Origin of the sequence: Methylobacterium sp. DB0501, from assembly GCF_011043735.1 — a bacterium.
Classification (GTDB): domain Bacteria; phylum Pseudomonadota; class Alphaproteobacteria; order Rhizobiales; family Beijerinckiaceae; genus Methylobacterium; species Methylobacterium alsaeris.
This window is the reverse complement of record NZ_JAAKGV010000023.1, coordinates 78,298-94,890: the sequence shown is the minus strand read 5'-3', so window position 1 is coordinate 94,890 and position 16,593 is coordinate 78,298. Positions and strand designations below refer to the sequence as shown.

Annotated in this window: 13 protein-coding genes; 6 read left to right on the top strand and 7 right to left on the bottom strand. The window is 71.5% G+C overall.

What is annotated here, in order from left to right; all coding sequences use genetic code 11:
- Nucleotides 1-27 precede the first annotated feature (27 nt).
- The gene (locus G4G93_RS28335) at nucleotides 28-366 is read left to right on the top strand and encodes a porin (RefSeq protein WP_246737074.1); all 339 of its coding nucleotides are present in this window, start codon (nucleotides 28-30) and stop codon (nucleotides 364-366) included.
- Nucleotide 367: 1 nt separating this feature from the next.
- Here the strand turns inward: G4G93_RS28335 and G4G93_RS28330 are convergent, their stop codons facing one another.
- From G4G93_RS28330 to G4G93_RS28320, 3 genes are read right to left on the bottom strand one after another with little or no spacing between them, the layout of a single operon-like run.
- Entirely contained in the window at nucleotides 368-850 is a 483-nt protein-coding gene (locus tag G4G93_RS28330; protein ID WP_165089522.1) for a hypothetical protein, read from the bottom strand.
- Nucleotides 843-1,178: a rod-binding protein gene (locus G4G93_RS28325; protein ID WP_165089519.1), complete on the bottom strand. Its 336-nt coding sequence runs from the start codon at nucleotides 1,176-1,178 to the stop codon at nucleotides 843-845. The genes G4G93_RS28330 and G4G93_RS28325 overlap by 8 nt, the downstream gene beginning before the upstream one ends.
- Nucleotides 1,179-1,231: 53 nt before the next feature.
- Nucleotides 1,232-2,347: a flagellar basal body P-ring protein FlgI gene (locus G4G93_RS28320; RefSeq protein ID WP_165089517.1), complete on the bottom strand. Its 1,116-nt coding sequence runs from the start codon at nucleotides 2,345-2,347 to the stop codon at nucleotides 1,232-1,234.
- A 235-nt stretch (nucleotides 2,348-2,582) separates the two neighbouring features.
- On the opposite strand from G4G93_RS28320, the gene G4G93_RS28315 reads away from it, so the two are divergent.
- On the top strand, nucleotides 2,583-3,017 hold the full coding sequence (locus G4G93_RS28315) for a flagellar assembly protein FliX (protein ID WP_165089514.1): 435 nt from the start codon (nucleotides 2,583-2,585) through the stop codon (nucleotides 3,015-3,017).
- A 242-nt stretch (nucleotides 3,018-3,259) separates the two neighbouring features.
- Here G4G93_RS28315 and G4G93_RS28310 read toward each other — a convergent pair whose 3' ends face one another.
- Nucleotides 3,260-4,492 carry an ABC transporter substrate-binding protein gene (locus G4G93_RS28310; protein ID WP_165089512.1) on the bottom strand — a complete coding sequence of 411 codons (1,233 nt, stop codon included), beginning with the start codon at nucleotides 4,490-4,492 and terminating at the stop codon, nucleotides 3,260-3,262.
- A gap of 257 nt (nucleotides 4,493-4,749) precedes the next feature.
- On the opposite strand from G4G93_RS28310, the gene secA reads away from it, so the two are divergent.
- Complete coding sequence (gene secA / locus G4G93_RS28305; protein WP_165089509.1) at nucleotides 4,750-7,632, top strand: preprotein translocase subunit SecA; 2,883 nt, start codon at nucleotides 4,750-4,752, stop codon at nucleotides 7,630-7,632.
- 238 nt (nucleotides 7,633-7,870) lie between these two features.
- Here secA and G4G93_RS28295 read toward each other — a convergent pair whose 3' ends face one another.
- Nucleotides 7,871-10,087, bottom strand: a complete 2,217-nt coding sequence (locus G4G93_RS28295; RefSeq protein ID WP_395413594.1) for a GumC family protein — start codon at nucleotides 10,085-10,087, stop codon at nucleotides 7,871-7,873.
- Between the two features lie 334 nt (nucleotides 10,088-10,421).
- On the opposite strand from G4G93_RS28295, the gene G4G93_RS28290 reads away from it, so the two are divergent.
- The 3 genes from G4G93_RS28290 (at nucleotide 10,422) to G4G93_RS28280 (ending at nucleotide 14,061) form a co-directional block, all read left to right on the top strand.
- Nucleotides 10,422-11,009, top strand: coding sequence for a polysaccharide biosynthesis/export family protein (locus G4G93_RS28290; protein WP_165089505.1), 588 nt, complete (start codon nucleotides 10,422-10,424; stop codon nucleotides 11,007-11,009).
- Nucleotides 11,010-11,172: 163 nt separating this feature from the next.
- Nucleotides 11,173-12,393: a glycosyltransferase family 4 protein gene (locus G4G93_RS28285; protein WP_165089503.1), complete on the top strand. Its 1,221-nt coding sequence runs from the start codon at nucleotides 11,173-11,175 to the stop codon at nucleotides 12,391-12,393.
- Nucleotides 12,394-12,549: 156 nt separating this feature from the next.
- The gene (locus tag G4G93_RS28280) at nucleotides 12,550-14,061 is read left to right on the top strand and encodes an undecaprenyl-phosphate glucose phosphotransferase (protein ID WP_165089500.1); all 1,512 of its coding nucleotides are present in this window, start codon (nucleotides 12,550-12,552) and stop codon (nucleotides 14,059-14,061) included.
- A 96-nt stretch (nucleotides 14,062-14,157) separates the two neighbouring features.
- On the opposite strand, the gene G4G93_RS28275 is transcribed toward G4G93_RS28280, so the two are convergent.
- Nucleotides 14,158-14,331 carry a hypothetical protein gene (locus tag G4G93_RS28275; RefSeq protein ID WP_165089497.1) on the bottom strand — a complete coding sequence of 58 codons (174 nt, stop codon included), beginning with the start codon at nucleotides 14,329-14,331 and terminating at the stop codon, nucleotides 14,158-14,160.
- Nucleotides 14,332-14,611: 280 nt separating this feature from the next.
- Entirely contained in the window at nucleotides 14,612-16,519 is a 1,908-nt protein-coding gene (locus G4G93_RS28270; RefSeq protein WP_165089495.1) for a hypothetical protein, read from the bottom strand.
- Nucleotides 16,520-16,593: the final 74 nt, after the last annotated feature.

The following is a 16,593-nucleotide window of genomic DNA, read 5'->3' as shown; positions in this document are numbered from 1 at the left end:
CTCGACACCCGAAGAGGAGGGCCGGCCTTGCGCACGACATCGATGATCCTGGCGGCTGCCGCCCTGCTCGCTGCTCTGCCGGCCCACGCCCTCGACGTCCGCGACCTTCCCATCGCCAGGGCGCCCGAGACCTGCCCGCACGAGGGGCCGGGCTTCGTCCGCTTCACGCCCGGCGGGCCCTGCACGCGGATCAGCGGCCGGGTGCGGGCCGAGGCCGGCACGCCGGTCCCCGCCCGGCCCGGGGCTTCGCTCGACGGGGCGGCGCGGGGCGTGGTCAGCGGCTCCGGCCGGGTCGCGATCGATACCCGGACGCAGACCGAGTACGGACCGGCCCGGGCCTATATCCGGCTCGGCACCGGGCACTGAGCTACAGGCTGCGCGACAGCACCAGCGGCGCGCTGCGGCGCTGGCCGTAGGGGGAGGGGGCCGGGCGGCCGCCGTAGCCGGTGCCGTAGCCTTTGGGCTCGGCGCTGCGGGTGATCTCCGCCGAGAGGCTGCGCAGCAGCCCTTCCGAGACCGACCGGGCGGTCGCCAGCACCGCCTGGTTGGCGGCGACCGCTTCCGAGAAGCGGCCATGGGCCTCGCGGAGCGCCGCGATCCCCTCGGGGGCGAAGCGGGCGAGCGCCACGGCATTCGCCTTCACCGCCTGCAGGCCCTGCAGGTAGGCGCCGGCGAGCGCGGTCTTCTGCGGTGCCTCGGCCAGGCCCTCGGCGAGACGCCCGACCCGGATGTGGTCGCTCTCGCGCCCGAGCAGGGCCTCGAGGTCGCGCATGGTGGTCAGGGTCTCGGCGACCAGGCGCTCGGCGGCGTCGGCATCCGCGACCGGGGCGGGGCGGACGACCTCAGCCATTGGCGCCTCCCTGGAGCCGCAGCATCTCGCGCATCACCTGATCGCCGATGCCGACGCCGCCGCTCTGCACGATCGACTGGGCGTATTCCTTGTTGAGCATCGAGCGGTAGACGCCGCCGCCGGTACCGTTCTCGCCGAGCGGCCCGTCGGTGCCTTCCGAGCGGTTGAGCACGTCGAGGCTCTGCTCCAGGAACATCGATTCGAAGTCCTTGGCGGTCTTCTGCATCTTGGCCTTGTCGGCGCTCGCCGGGCCGGACGAGACTGCCCCGGCGAGGGCCTGGCCGACCGCCAGGCCGGCGGAGGCCGCGAGGGAAGCGAGGGGAAGCATCGGCGTGGACCTCGTAACGGGGGAAGGGCAGGGAAGAGGGGGGCGAGCCGGGCTCACATCACCTCGATGTCGGCCTGGAGCGCACCGGCGGTCTTGATCGCCTGGAGGATCGAGATCAGGTCGCGCGGGCCGATGCCGAGCGCGTTGAGCCCGTCGACCAGCTCGCGCAGGGTCACGCCCTCCTTGACCAGGGCGAGCTTGTTCTTCTCGCCGGCATCGACCTTGAGGGCGGTGCGCGGCACCACCACGGTCTCGCCGTTGGAGAGCGGCGCCGGCTGGCTCACCTGCGGCTGCTCGGTGATGGTGACGGTGAGGTTGCCCTGCGCCACCGCCACGGTGGAGACCCGCACGTCGCGGCCCATCACGATGATGCCGGAGCGCTCGTCGATCACCACCCGGGCGGTCTGGTCGGGCTCGACCTTCAGCTGCTCGATCTCGGTGAGCAGCCGGATCATGTTGCCCTGGTAGCGCGGCGGCACCTGCAGCGTGACGGTGGAGGGATCGGTCGGCTCGGCGGTGTCGGCGCCCATGAAGTCGTTGATCGCCGCGGCGATCCGCTTCGAGGTGGTGAAGTCCGGGTTGCGCAGGGACAGGCGCAGGCACTTCTGCTCGTTGAGCTTGAAGGCGATCTCGCGCTCGATCACCGCGCCGTTGGCGATGCGGCCGTTGGTCGGCACGCCGCGGGTGATCTTGGCCGCGTCGCCCTCGGCCTGGAAGCCCGCGATGGCGAGCGAGCCCTGCGCCACCGCGTAGGCCTCGCCGTCGGCGCCGAGCAGCGGCGTCACGAGCAGCGTGCCGCCCTGGAGCGACTTGGCGTCGCCCAGCGACGACACCGTGACGTCGATCCGGGTCCCTTGCGCGGCGAAGGGGGGCAAGTTCGCCGTCACCATCACGGCGGCGAGGTTGGCGGTACGCATGGTGGCGCCGCGGGTGTTGACCCCGAGGCGCTCCAGCATCGCCTGCACCGACTGCTTGGTGAAGGGCGCGTTGTTCAGCGTGTCGCCGGTGCCGTTGAGCCCGACCACGATGCCGTAGCCGATGAGCTGGTTGGTCCGCATCCCCTCGACGCTGGCGAGATCCTTCACCCGCGACAGGGCGAGGGCCGGGGAGGCGGAGAGGAAGGCCAGAAAGGCCGAGCAGCAGGCGAGGACGAGGAGGCGAAGGCGCATGACGGGGTCCCGAAACTCAAGGGACCGGTGTGCCAGGACCGTGCCAGCCCGTCCGACCGGCGTAAGTCTCTGGTAAGGTTACCGCTTCGTTTCAGGGCCGGGGATGGGCGGGGCGAACCGGGCCCGGTCGTTTTCGCCCCGCGGCAAGTTCTGCCGCCTCGTTTACGACGCATTCACCATACTCGGGCGAGGTTGTCAGGGCGAACAGCGAACCCTGTGACCCGGACCCGATCCCATGCGCGTCGACACCCGCCTCGCGGCCACCCCCCTGTCGGGGGCCGGACCGCGCTCCCTGCCGGCAGGCGGCGTGTTCACCCTGGGGACCGAGGCGGCGCGCGGGCCGGTGAGCGCCGGCAGCGCGATGCCGCTCGCGAATCTGAGCGCGATCCTCACCCTCCAGAGCCAGGACGAGATCTCCGCCGATCGCCGCCGCCGGGCGACCAAGCGCGGCCACGACCTCCTCGACGCCCTCGACCGCCTCAAGGCCGCACTCCTCGGCGGCCGCGTTGCCGCGAGCGAACTGAAGGCCATCGCCGGCCGCCTCGCCGAGCGCAACGGCAGCACCGGCGACCCGCGCCTCGACGATCTCCTCGGCCATATCGAGCTGCGGGCGCAGGTGGAGCTGGCAAAGCTCGGGATGGCGGGGGCCGCGCACGGGGCCCATTCCTGAGCGCCCGTTCGACGTGCCGTGGCCGATTACTTGCCATGACCGATTACTTGCTATGGGCGATTGCTTGCCATGGCCGAGTGGCACCCTCCCGGTCGATCCGGGGCCGCGCGGCGGAGCCCGGGATCCAGACGTTCGGCTCGTGAAGAACGAGGCGGAACGCAGTTCGCCTCCCTCTCGAAACACCCGCGTGCCTGGATCCCGGGCTCTCGCCTCCGGCGAGCCCCGGGACGACCCTGCGACGCCTATTGCGTCAGCGGGCAGCCGCTCGCCTTGGCCGACAGGAACGCCTTGTCGCCCGGAATCGTGGCGAGCAGCTTGTAATAGTCCCACGGCGCCTTCGACTCGGCCGGCGACTTGACCTGGAACAGGTACATGTCGTGGACCATGCGGCCGTTGGCCTGCACCTTGCCGCCGCGGCCGAAGAAGTCGTCGACCGGGAGTTCGCGCATCTTGGCCGCCACCGCGTCGGTGTCGTCGGTGCCGGCGGCCTTCACGGCCTTGAGGTATTGCAGCACCGACGAGTAGGTGCCGGCCTGGATCATGTTCGGCATCTTGCCGGTGCGGGCCATGTAGCGCTTGGCGAAAGCCCGGGCCTGGTCGTCGAGGTCCCAGTAATAGCCTTCGGTCAGCACGATGCCCTGCGCCGCCTTGAGGCCGAGGCCGTGCACTTCCGCCAGCGTGAACAGCAGGGCCGCGAGGCGCTGGCCGCCCTGGACGATGCCGAATTCCGCCGCCTGCTTGATCGCGTTCGCGGTGTCGAGCCCGGCATTGGCCAGCCCGATGATCTTGGCGCCCGAGCCTTGCGCCTGGAGCAGGAACGAGGAGAAGTCCTGGGCGCTCAGGGGGTGGCGCACCGCGCCCACGACCTTGCCGCCCTTCTGGGTGACATATTGCGTCACGTCGGCCTGGAGCGCCGAGCCGAAGGCGTAGTCGGCGGTGAGGAAGAACCAGGTGTCGCCGCCGGTCTCGACCAGCGAGCCGCCGGTGCCGACCGCGAGCGCGTGGGTGTCGTAGGCCCAGTGGAAGCCGTACGGCGTGCACTGCTTGCCGGTGAGGTCCGAGGTCGCGGCCCCGTCGACGATGGTGATCTTGCGCTTCTCCTTCGACAGGCCCTGCACGGCGAGCGCCACCGAGGAGGTGGTCAGCTCCATGATCGCGTCGACCTTGTCGGTGTCGTACCATTGCCGGGCGATGTTCGAGGCGATGTCCGGCTTGTTCTGGTGGTCGGCGTCGACGATCTGCACCGGCGCGTCGAGGACCTTGCCCCCGAAATCCTCGACCGCCATCTTCGCCGCCTCGACCGAGCCGCGGCCGCCGAAATCGGCGTAGACGCCGGACTGGTCGTTGAGGATGCCGATCTTCACCACGCCGTCGGACGCGCCCTTCTGGGCGGTCTGGGCTTGGGCTGCCACCGCGAGGCAGAGGCCGGCGGCAAGCGCGGTGGTGCGGGCGAGCGCCCGGCTCAAACGTGTCATGGTGTTCCTCCCCGGCCGACGTTGCGGCCGCATCCCGAATGCCCGGCCAGATGCCTGGACCGAACGGCAGCACGGCAGCTAGGGCGGTGCCGGGGCGGGAATCAAGCGGCGGCGGCGCGCCCTGCCCCCCGTCTTTCGCCGCACGGCCAAGTTTGGGCTGGCGCGCCCGCTGCCTTTTGGGTGCACGGCTCCCTATATGGGCCTATAAGGCGCCCGCGGCGCGCGCCACTACCGCTACGATCGATCGCAGGTTCACGATGCTGGGTTCCCTTGCCAAGAAGATCTTCGGGTCGTCCAACGACCGCCGGGTGAAGGGATACCGACCCCGCGTCCAGGCCATCAACGCCCTCGAGCCCGAACTGGCGGCCCTGTCCGACGACGCGCTCCGCGCCCGCACCGACATGCTCAAGGCCGAGCTCGCCGCCGGCAAGACCCTCGACGACATCCTGGTCCCGGCCTTCGCCACGGTACGCGAGGCGGCCAAGCGCGTGCTCGGCCAGCGCCACTTCGACGTGCAGATGATCGGCGGCATGGTGCTGCACGAGAGCGGCATCGCCGAGATGAAGACCGGCGAGGGCAAGACCCTGGTGGCGACGCTCGCCACCTACCTCAACGCCCTGTCGGGCAAGGGCGTCCACGTCGTCACGGTCAACGACTACCTCGCCCGCCGCGACGCGGAGTGGATGGGCCGGGTCTACCGCTTCCTCGGCCTGACCACCGGCATCATCGTCCACGGCCTCGACGACGTCGAGCGCAAGGCGGCCTATGCCTGCGATATCACCTACGGCACCAACAACGAGTACGGCTTCGACTACCTGCGCGACAACATGAAGTACGAGCTGGGCCAGATGGTCCAGCGCGGCCACAACTTCGCGATCGTCGACGAGGTCGACTCGATCCTGATCGACGAGGCGCGCACGCCGCTCATCATCTCCGGCCCGATCGACGACCGCTCCGACCTCTACGTCTCCATCGACGCGGTGATGCCGCGCCTGGTGCGCGAGGATTACGATCTCGACGAGAAGCAGCGCACCGTCTCGCTGACCGAGGCCGGCAACGAGCACATCGAGGAGGTGCTGCGCGAGGCCGGCATCCTCAAGGAGGGCGACCTCTACGACGCCCACAACGTGACGCTGGTCCACCACGTCAACCAGGCGCTCCGGGCCCATACCCTGTTCACCCGCGACAAGGACTACATCGTCCGCAACGACGAGGTGGTGATCATCGACGAGTTCACCGGCCGCATGATGCCCGGCCGGCGCTACTCGGAAGGCCTGCACCAGGCGCTCGAGGCCAAGGAGCGAGTCGAGATCCAGCCCGAGAACCAGACGCTGGCCTCGATTACCTTCCAGAACTACTTCCGCCTCTACAAGAAGCTCGCCGGCATGACCGGCACCGCCTCGACCGAGGCCGACGAGTTCCAGGAGATCTACAACCTCGAAGTGGTCGAGATCCCGACCAACAAGGAGGTCGAGCGCGTCGACGAGGACGACGAGGTCTACCGCACCGTCGACGAGAAATACGCCGCGATCATCAAGGAGATCGATCGGGCGCATTCGCGCCTGCAGCCGGTGCTGGTCGGCACCGGGTCGATCGAGCGCTCGGAGCACCTCGCCGGCCTCCTCGTCAAGCACGGCTACAAGCCGCTCGACTACAGCGACCCGTCGGCGCTGGAGGACGTCTACGCGGCGGCGCGCGAGGGCCGGGTGACCAAGCGCTTCGCGGTGCTGAACGCCCGCTTCCACGAGCAGGAGGCCTACATCGTCGCCGAGGCGGGCGTGCCGGGCGCGATCACCATCGCCACCAACATGGCCGGCCGCGGTACCGACATCAAGCTCGGCGGCAACCTCGACATGCGCATCGAGCAGGAGCTCGCCAACGTCCCCGAGGGGCCGGAGCGCGACGCCCGCATCGCGACGCTGAAGGCCGAGATCGAGCAGAACCGCGCGCGTGTGCTGGCCTCGGGCGAGCCCGCCGATCCGGCGGCCGGACGCAAGCATGCGCTGCCCGGCGGCCTCTACATCGTCGGCACCGAGCGCAACGAGAGCCGGCGCATCGACAACCAGCTGCGCGGCCGCTCCGGCCGCCAGGGCGATCCCGGCCGCTCGAAGTTCTACCTCTCGCTTCAGGACGACCTGATGCGGATCTTCGGCTCCGACCGCATGGACGGCATGCTCCAGCGCCTCGGGCTCGAGGAGGGCGAGGCGATCATCCATCCCTGGATCAACAAGGCGATCGCCAAGGCGCAGCAGAAGGTCGAAGCGCGCAACTTCGACATGCGCAAGAACGTGCTCAAGTACGACAACGTTATGAACGACCAGCGCAAGGTCGTGTTCGAGCAGCGCCGCGAGTTCATGGCGCAGGACAGCGTGCGCGAGACCGTCGACGAGATGCGCCAGGGCGTGATCGACGACGTGGTGGCGCGCCACGTGCCGGAGGATGCCTATCCGGAGCAGTGGGACATCGCCGGGCTTCGCGAGAGCGTGACCCGCGACCTCAACCTCGACGTGCCGGTCGAGGAGTGGGCGAAGGAAGAGGGCATCGCCGACGAGGAGATCCGCGAGCGCCTGCGCAAGGCCGCCGACGAGGCCTATGCCGAGCGCACCGCGCGCAACACCCCCGAGGTGATGGCCTATGTCGAGAAGCAGGTGCTGCTCCAGAGCCTCGACCATCTCTGGCGCGAGCACCTCGTCACCCTCGACCACCTGCGCCAGGTGATCGGCTGGCGCGGCATCGCCCAGCGCGATCCGCTCAACGAGTACAAGTCGGAGGCGTTCGACCTGTTCAACAGCCTCGTGGGTTCCCTGCGTGAGCAGGTGACCGGCCAGCTGATGCGGGTCGAGATCATGTACCAGGAGCCGGAGCCCCAGGGCCTGCCGCCGATGTTCGCCCAGCACCTCGACCCCGTCACCGGCGAGAACGAGTTCGCCTATGCGGAGGGGGCGGCCGGGGGAGGGGGCGGCGCCTACGAGTTCGCCGGCCAGGCGCTCGACCCCGACGCCCCCGTGCTGGAGCGCAACCCCGACGACGCCGCCACCTGGGGCCGCGTCGGCCGCAATGAGCCCTGCCCCTGCGGCTCGGGCAAGAAGTACAAGCACTGCCACGGGCGGTTCGCGGCGGACGATGCGACGTCCGCTTGAGGCGTTCGAATAAGGATACGGCGCGCCTCCCCTCTCTCACACCTTGCAGCGATACCGGGCAAGCCCGGCATCGCCTGGAGAAGGGATCCCGCGCTGATCGGTCGTCGAAACGAACCCGGCGAGGACCGGGATCAGTCTGCCACCCCGCGCCGAACGAGAAAGGGGAGGCCGTTTGGCCTCCCCTTTCTCGTTCCCGTAAAATAAGGCTGCCGGCCTCGGCAGAACGGTCGGCTCCCCCTCACGCCGTCCGGCGCAGCGGGTAGGCCGGCATCGCGACCGCGGCGGCGGCCCGATCCTGGGCCACGATGACCTCCGGCACGCCGGCCGCCTCGGCGGTGTCGAACAGGCCGACGAGGCGCGGGTCGTCGGCTTCGGCGTTCGAGGCGATCACCACCGCGTCCATCCAGGCCGAGAGCGCGCTCACCAGCGGCCGGGTCCCGGCATCGAAGCCGTCGCCAAGGCAGGTGATGACCCAGTCATAGGCCTCGCCGAGAGCGTCGAAGGTGAGCCCGAGGGCATCGCCCCCGGCGATCAGCGTCGCCGGCGCGCCGTGGCCGCGGTCGATCAGGTTCAGGCGCGGGCCGGCATCGGCCTGGATCACCGTGGTGAAGTCGGCATTGCCGGCGACGAGGTCGGTCAGGCCCGGACGCGATCCCTGAGGGCCGTCGAGGCGCACCATCAGGGCGCGGCCGTGAAGGGCGGCGGCGCGGCCGAGGCTGCGGGCGAGGCCGTCGAGATCCGTCGCATCGCCGGTGCCGATCAGCAGGACCCGCCGGCCGCCCCCCGCGGTCTCGACCGCGTCGAGCCGCGCCACCAGCACGTCGAGATCGTAGCGGGACGCCGCCGGTGCCGCCGCGACCGGATTCGCCACGATCGCTTCGGCGACGGCCGGCTCATGAAGCACAGGCTCGGCCTCGGCGGCGGGCGGCGCGGGGGGCGCCACCGCCGGCTCGGCCGCGCTCGCGGCGGAGGCGGCGACCGGCAGGGGAGCCGAGGCCGCGGGCGCCGCCACGAAGGGCGAGGTCGCCGCCGGCTCGCTGTCCGGCCGACGCAGGGGCGGGCGGCCCCGGCCGCGGCCGGGCGGGTCGCCGGCGAGCAGCGCCTTCGCCACCACGGCGCCGATGGCGAACAGGAAGGCGATGACGGTCGCGAAGAGGACGATCGGCAGCTTCTTGGGGAAGGACGGCAGGTCGGGCACCACCGCCCGCGACACCACGCGGGCATCGGCCGGCGCGGCGCTCGCCGCATCCCGGGCCGCCGCCTCGCGGAAGCGGCCGAGATAGGATTCGAGCTGCTCGCGCTGCGCCTTCGCCTCGCGCTCGAGCGCCCGCAGCTCGACCTCGTCGCCGTTGGCCTTCGCGACGACGCCGCGCTGCCCGTCCACCGCCGCCTGCAGGCTCTCGACCCGGCTGCCGGCGATGCGGGCATCGTTCTCCAGCGTCCGCACCGCGCGGTCGGCGGCGGCGCGGATCTGCGTTTCCAGGCCCTCGAGCTGGGCACGCAGCTCCTTCATGCGGGGATGCTGCGGCAGAAGCGTGCGCGCCTCCAGGGCGAGCTGGGCCCTGAGCCCGATGCGCTGCTCGACGAGGCGGCGGATCAGCTCGTTGTTGGCGACGTCCGGGATCTCGAAGCCGCGGCCGTCCCGCAGCATCTCGCGGATCAGCTTGGCCTTGGCGCCGGCATCGGCCTGGGCGGCGCGGGCCTGGGTCAGCTGGGTCGACAGCTCGGCGAGCTGCTGGGCGGCGAGCGGCTGGTTGGCGGTGCCGCCGCTGCCGATCAGCCCGTTGCGGGCGCGGAAGGCCTCGACCTTCGCCTCCGCTTCCGAGACCCGGCTGCGCAGGCTCTCGATGTTCGAGCCGAGCCAGGTCGAGGCGTAGCGCGCGGTGTCGACCTTCACGGCGGCGAGCGACGACAGGTAGAGATCCGAGATCAGGTTGGCGGCCTTCGCCGCCAGCTCCGGGTCCTTCGAGCGGAACTCGACCGTCAGGATGCGCGACTTGCCGGCCGGGTAGACCAGGAGCCGCTCGTAGTACTTCTCCAGCACCCGGTCGACGGGCTCGCGGTCGAGGGGGTTCTGGGCCAGCCCGAGCATCACCAGCACCTGCTGGAGCCCGCCGACGCCCTGGACCATGGGATCGAATTCGGGGTTGCCGACGAGGCCGAGCTGCTTGATCGCCTCGCGGGCGAGGTCGCGCGACATCACCACCTGGACTTGGCTCGCCACCGCCTGCTCGTCGATCGGCAGGGGCAACTCGCCGCGGTCCTGCTGCAGCCGCGTGAGCGCGCTGTCGCGACTCTCCAGGAGCAGCTTGGCCTCGGCGGTATAGCGCGGCGTGACCACCTGCACGAAGGCCACCGAGAGCCCGAAGGCGGCCAGTGTCGGCAGCAGGATGACGGCCCAGCGCCGCCGCAGCAGCCGGCCGACATCGCCGAGGCTCAGGCCGTCCTCGGACATCCGCTCCCGACCCGAATCGGGTCGGACGGTGCGGGCGCCCTTGCGGCCCTTGCCGGCGATGCGGTCGGGCAGGCGGGCATGCGACCGCTCGGCGAAGGGGAAGACGCGGGGCATGGGGGACCGTCGGTCGGGACGCGGGAGAGAGCGGGCCCGGACGAGGCCCTGCCGCGAGAACATCCGATTAAGGTTGCGGGCGAGTTAAGGGTCCGCCGCGACTGACGCGCCGCGTCAGGACGGGCGACGACGGGTGAGAAATCCTTAACCATGACGGTCTAGAGCTGGGGACAACCAGGGGACGACACCCCGCCGCGACACTCTGGACTGGCCGGAAGCGATGAACCGACGCGCCCTCCTCACAGGCATGGCGACGACCGTGGCGACGACGTTCGCCCTCGGAGGCTGCCTGCGGCCGGAATACCGCACCGCGCTTCTCGACGAGACTGCCAGCACCGGCTCGATCGGCGGCGCCTACTCGCTCGCCGCCGGCGACAAGCTGCGGGTGATCGTGTTCGGGCAGGACAACCTGTCGAACATTTACGCGGTGGACGGCGCCGGGCGCATCGCCATGCCGCTGATCGGCCCGGTCAAGGTCGCCGGCGGCTCAACCGCGCAGGCCGCCCGCGCCATCGAGGCGCGCCTGCGCGAGGGCTACGTCCGCGAGCCCCACGTCACGGTCGAGGTCGAGGTCTACCGGCCGTTCTTCATCCTCGGCGAGGTCACCACCTCGGGCCAGTACCCCTTCGTGAGCGGCATGACGGTCGAGACGGCGGTGGCCATCGCGGCCGGCTTCGGCCCCCGCGCCGCCCGCGACTACGCCGTGCTCACCCGCGAGGGTCCGACCGGCCTCGTCTCCGGCATCGTGCCGATGACCTATCCGGTCCGGCCCGGCGACACGATCGTCGTCAAGGAGCGCTGGTTCTGACGCCGGTCCTCGACTTGCGCTGACCGGCGGTTAACCACGCGATCAGCGCGTCCGGCCCGGACTGGACTTCGATCCCGGCCCTTAACCTCCCGGCCACGGGCTCGAGGCGAGATGGTGGCGGCCGCACGACGCGGCGCCGTCATCCGCCTTGAGGATCAAGCCCGTGGCCGCCTCCCAGCTCCGCCTCGCCGCAGACCCCGCGCCGCCGGACGACGCCCCTGCGTCCCGGCCGGCGGACGCCCCGCGCGAGCGGATCCTGCACGTGTTCCGCGCGCCCGTCGGCGGCCTGTTCCGCCACGTCCTCGACGTCGCGCGCCTGCAGGCGGCGGCCGGCCACGCGGTCGGGCTGTTCTGCGACGCGAGCACCGGCGGCGCCCGGGCGGAGGCGACCCTCGCCGAGCTGGCGCCGCACCTGTCCCTCGGCATCACCCGGCTGCCGATGCGCCGCAACCCGCATCCGAGCGACCTCGCGGCCCTGTCCGCCCTGTCCGCCCTGGTGAGCCGCACCGGCCCGACCGTGCTGCACGGGCACGGCTCGAAGGGCGGCCTGTTCGCCCGGCTTGCGCCCACGGGCAAGCGCGCCCGTCCGGTGCGGGCCTACACGCCGCATGGCGGCAGCTTCAACTACCGGCCCGGGACGCCGCTGCACCGCCTCTACATGCGGGCGGAGGGCCTGCTGACCCACCGTACCGACGTCTTCCTGTTCGAGAGCGAGTACATCGCCGGGCGCTATCGCGCCTATGTCGGGCCGACCGACCGGCTGACGCGGGTGGTCCACAACGGCATCGGTGCCGAGGAATTCGCCCCGATCATGCCGGCCGCCGACCCGCTCGACCTCGTCTATATCGGCGAGTTGCGCGAGGCGAAGGGCGTGCCGGTGCTGTTCGAGGCGCTGGCGCGCCTGCGCCGGGAGCACGGGCGGCGCCTGACCCTGCTGGTGGTCGGATCGGGCCCGGACGAGGCCGCCCTGCGCGAGCGCGTGGCCGCCCTCGGCCTGGCGCAGGACGTGCAGTTCGAGCCGCCCCAGCCGATCCGGGCCGCGTTGAGCCGCGCCACCGTGATGGTGGTCCCCTCCCTCGCCGAGTCGCTGCCCTACGTGATCCTCGAGGCGGCGGCGGGCGCCCAGCCCCTGGTCTCGACCGATGTCGGCGGCATCCCGGAGATCTTCGGCCCCGCCGCTCCCGCCCTGGTGCCGCCGCGCGACGCCGCGGTGCTCGCCGCCGCGATCCTGCGCAAGGTCGACCAGGATCCTGCCGAGCGCCGCGGCGAGGCGGCGGCGCTCAGCGCCTTCGTCCGCTGCCGCTTCTCCATGACCAAGATGGCCGAGGACGGGCTCGCCGGCTACGCCGCCGCGCGGGACAAGCGCGATCGGGCCCGAGGCTGAGCCGCGTCGGGCGCCCCGGGCGCCCGGATGCGGTCGATTTTCGACAATCCTGTCGGGGTCGCCTTAAGCCTTCCCTCAAGGCTCCCGGGCAGGCTCGCGACCCCACCCTCGACCGACGCGGTGCCCCCCCGCGAACCGAGACCGGAAGCCGTGCCCATGAGTGCGTTCGACGTCCGCGACATCCTGAAGACCGTGGCGGCCGACCCGCGGGGTCGCGAGGCCGTGCCCCCCGCCGAGACGGTGGCGCCGGTGCGGCCGGACCCCGGCGTCTCGCCGGTGGTGTTCACCGGCTGCGTCCGGGCGGTCGAGTTCACCCTCGTGGCGCTCGCCGGCCTGTGCGCGCAGCGCTGGCTGCTCGCCGGGGTGGTGCCGCTGCATCTCGGCTACATCGCGGCGATCCTCGGTCTGGCCGCCCTCACCGTGCTGGTGCTGCAGGCGCTCGGCGCCTACGGCATCCGGGCGTTCCGGGCCTTCTTCAGCGTCGGCGCCCGGGTCGTGCTCGGCTGGTCGCTGGTGATGCTGCTGGCCGCGACGGCCCTGTTCCTCGCCAAGCTCGGTGACAACTACTCGCGGCTGTGGCTGGTCAGCGTCTATGGCGGCGGCCTCGCCCTGCTGATGGTCGAGCGACTGGTCCTGTCGCTGGTGGTGAGCGCGCAGATGCGGCGCGGCCGCTTCGACCGGCGCGTCGCCGTCGTCGGCGGGGGCGAGCCGGCCGAGGCGCTGATCCGGGCGATCGAGGCGCAGAGCGATTCCGGCCTCAAGGTCGTGGGCCTGTTCGACGACCGCAACGACGGCCGCTCGGCCGACGTGGTCGCCGGCTACCCGAAGCTCGGCACCGTCAGCGACCTCGTCACCTTCGCCCGGCGCACCAAGGTCGACCTGATCGTGTTCACCCTGCCGATCTCGGCGGAGGCGCGCATCCTGCAGATGCTGGCCAAGCTCTGGGTGCTGCCGGTCGACATCCGCCTCTCGGCCCACGCCTCGAAGCTGCGCCTGCGTCCGCGCAGCTACTCCTATCTCGGCTCGGTGCCGGTGCTCGACGTGTTCGACCGGCCGATCGCCGACTGGGACGTGGTGGTGAAGGGCGTGTTCGACCGCGTCGTCGGCGCCGTGCTGCTGGTGCTGCTCTCGCCGGTGATGCTGGCCGTCGGCCTCGCCGTGAAGCTCACCTCGCCGGGCCCGGTCTTCTTCCGCCAGAAGCGCCACGGCTTCAACAACGAGGTGATCGACGTCTACAAGTTCCGGTCGATGTATACCGACCAATGCGACTACACCGCCGCCAAGGTGGTCACGAAGGGCGACCCGCGGGTGACCCCGGTCGGCCGCTTCATCCGCAAGAGTTCGCTCGACGAGCTGCCCCAGCTCATCAACGTGGTGAAGGGCGACCTCTCCCTCGTGGGGCCGCGCCCGCACGCCCTGCAGGCCAAGGCCGCCAACACTCTCTACGATCAGGTCGTCGACGGCTATTTCGCCCGCCACAAGGTGAAGCCCGGCATCACCGGCTGGGCCCAGATCAACGGCTGGCGCGGCGAGACCGACACCAACGAGAAGATCCAGCGCCGCGTCGAGCACGACCTGTACTACATCGAGAACTGGTCGGTGTTCTTCGACCTGCAGATCCTGGCGATGACCCCGCTGGCCCTGTTCAAGACCGAGAACGCGTATTGAGCGGCGGGATCGGGGGAGGGGCCGCCTTTCCGCCTTCGAGGCCCCGGTCGGCCTTCTGAATCCACGCGGGATCGGCCGGGGTCAGCCGATATGGGGTCAGCCGATATACGGCCACGCGCGTAAGGGGCAGGTGCTCCCGGGAGAGGGGGCGGCATTCGCGACGTCGCTCGCCCGGTCGATCGGCACGATGTGGGCCGGCCGGGCCGGCGACAGGTGGCTCCCGCCGACCAGGATGATCCCCGCGCACACAATGCGAATGACGCTCGGCATCCTCGTTCCTCCACTTCGGCCGCATCGAGCCGTCGTTGGAGGGGCGTTTAGGCCGTAGCGATTGCAGCGTGATTGCGTGCCGTGTTGCGAGCGGGGCCGTCGCTCGATGCTGTCCCCACGGCCTCGCCGTGAAAGGCCGCCCGGCTGTTCTCGACGGGACCGACCCCCGCAACCGCCTCCCGGGTCGCGCTGCGAGCGAGAACCCGGGATGACGGGAGGTCTGCGGGCCAGCCCCACAGCCTACGAGACGAGGCGATCCGCCCCTCGTACGATCTCCGCGTCACTCCGCGGTCGCGTCCACCGTCAGGCGGTCGAAGATCTTGCCCGGGCTGGGGGCGGTGCTGAAATCCATCAGGCCGAGCCCGCCGGGATCCTTGGCGGCGGCGCTGACCGAGAGGCGGCCGGGCTTGACGACGAAGCGCGACACCGCCTGACCCAAAGCCTTGGCGGAGGGCGAGCCGCCGAGCACGGCCGGAATTCCCAGCATCGCGGCGGTGCCGTATTCGCGCTGCAACTCCTCGGGCTTCAGGCTCTGGGCCTTGGCCTGCTGGTCGACGAAGCGCTGGAACAGCCCGCCATTGTCCAAGGTGAGGCCTAAGGACTTGGCGCTGGCGCCGAGCAGCGCCAGGGACGAGACCATCGGCTCGGGGTCGAACACCTCCTTGCCGATCCCGCCGATCGTCCCGGTGATCCGGGCGGTGCCCATGTCCTTGCCGGAGAGCGTCACGTCGCGGAAGGTCACCTCCCGGGCCGCCTCGTCCCAGCGGGCATCGACCACGCCGGAGAGGTCGAGAGTGGTGTAGCCGAGGCCCGCGAGGTCGGACAGGACGGGCGCCGTGGTGCCGGGCGGCACCGCGCAGGTGAAGCCGTCGACGGCGAGGCGCGAGGCGGTCGGCACGCCATCGCGCGGCTCGCTCATCGTGAGCGTGCCGCTGCGCACGGCGAAGCGCAGCGGGCCCGAGGCTTGGAGCGGGTCTTGGAGCGGGTCCGGACCCGGGCCTTGCGCCGGCAGGTCGACATCGAGGCTCTGCACCGCGATCGTGCCGAGGGACGGGGCGTAGCGGCGCATTTCGGCCGGGTCGAGCGGCCCGGCGGCGGCGCGGCGCAGGCCCTCCAGCACCGGCTTGAGCGACAGGCCGGACAGGGACAGCTCCTTGAGGGCGACGCGGCCGGCCGGGGACGCGACCACCAGGCCTTCGGCCTTCATCTGGCCTTCCGCCTTACCCTGGCCGTCGGGCGCGTAGGTCACGCGGGCGAGGCTCGCCTGGACCGGGGTCGGCTTCGGCCCGCCGCCGGGCGCCGCCAGGGTGATGCCGCTGATCTCGAGCCCGCCGAGGCTGATCCCGTCGAGGAGGTCGGCGGCGAGGCCCGCCATCCGCGCCCGCTCCGGCCCCTCGGCTCTGGCCCCCCCCTTGGCGCCAGGCCCGGCTCCCTGCGCCAGAGCCCGCACCGTCTCGCCCCACGGGATCGTGGTCGGCCGGCCCGACAGGTCGCGGGCATCGATGCGGGCGATGCGGAGGGCCGCTCCGTCGGGGCCGGTCAGCGCGATGTCCTCGGCGGTGATGCCGCCATAGAGCCGGATCGGCGCCGCATCCGGGCCGCCGGCCTCGGTGAACAGGCGGGCGAGACCGGGCAGGTCGATCTCGCGGGCGCTCAGGCGGCCATAGGCGCCGGCGGCGTCCGGACCCGGCCCCTCGACCGTCAGGGTGGCGCCGCCGGCCTCCAGTGTGCCGATCCGGCCCGCCGTCACGTCCCGGGCGACCACGTCGTGATAGACCGCGACCTGGATGCGGTCGCCGGCCGGCTGCTCGACGCGCAGGACCGGGATCACGATCTCGCGGGCGGAGAGCGTGTCCAGGCGGGTCCGCCACGGGGCGGGGCCGGCCGGATCGAGGATTGCCCGCGCCTCGTCCCGGGACAGGCCGGTGCCGCGCAATTCGAGCTTCGGCGCCTTCAGGGTCACCGGACCCAGCGGCACCACCACGTCGTCGAGGGCGACCGTCGCGTCTTGGGCGGGAGACCCTTGCGCAAGAGGTCCCTGGCTCAGAGGTCTTTGGCTCAGAGATCCTTGGGCCAGCGCCGGTCCGGCGAGGAGCGGCACGGCCGCCGGCAGGCCGGCGGCGACCGTCGCGCAGGCGAAGACACCGAGCGCGGCCCGGGCCACGCCCGTTGGGAGTGAGCGGGTCATGGCGGAACGTCCCGGGATAGAGAGAGGCAGAAAAAAGTGCCTAGGCAGACTTGCGTTGGCGGGCCACCGCTTCG

Excerpts from the sequence above, each read along its gene's own strand:
- G4G93_RS28330 (WP_165089522.1), bottom strand. The coding sequence starts at position 850 with ATGGCTGAGGTCGTCCGCCCCGCCCCGGTCGCGGATGCCGACGCCGCC.
- G4G93_RS28325 (WP_165089519.1), bottom strand. The coding sequence starts at position 1,178 with ATGCTTCCCCTCGCTTCCCTCGCGGCCTCCGCCGGCCTGGCGGTCGGC.
- G4G93_RS28320 (WP_165089517.1), bottom strand. The coding sequence starts at position 2,347 with ATGCGCCTTCGCCTCCTCGTCCTCGCCTGCTGCTCGGCCTTTCTGGCC.
- G4G93_RS28315 (WP_165089514.1), top strand. The coding sequence starts at position 2,583 with ATGCGCGTCGACACCCGCCTCGCGGCCACCCCCCTGTCGGGGGCCGGA.
- G4G93_RS28310 (WP_165089512.1), bottom strand. The coding sequence starts at position 4,492 with ATGACACGTTTGAGCCGGGCGCTCGCCCGCACCACCGCGCTTGCCGCC.
- secA (WP_165089509.1), top strand. The coding sequence starts at position 4,750 with ATGCTGGGTTCCCTTGCCAAGAAGATCTTCGGGTCGTCCAACGACCGC.
- G4G93_RS28295 (WP_395413594.1), bottom strand. The coding sequence starts at position 10,087 with ATGTCCGAGGACGGCCTGAGCCTCGGCGATGTCGGCCGGCTGCTGCGG.
- G4G93_RS28290 (WP_165089505.1), top strand. The coding sequence starts at position 10,422 with ATGAACCGACGCGCCCTCCTCACAGGCATGGCGACGACCGTGGCGACG.
- G4G93_RS28280 (WP_165089500.1), top strand. The coding sequence starts at position 12,550 with ATGAGTGCGTTCGACGTCCGCGACATCCTGAAGACCGTGGCGGCCGAC.
- G4G93_RS28275 (WP_165089497.1), bottom strand. The coding sequence starts at position 14,331 with ATGCCGAGCGTCATTCGCATTGTGTGCGCGGGGATCATCCTGGTCGGC.
- G4G93_RS28270 (WP_165089495.1), bottom strand. The coding sequence starts at position 16,519 with ATGACCCGCTCACTCCCAACGGGCGTGGCCCGGGCCGCGCTCGGTGTC.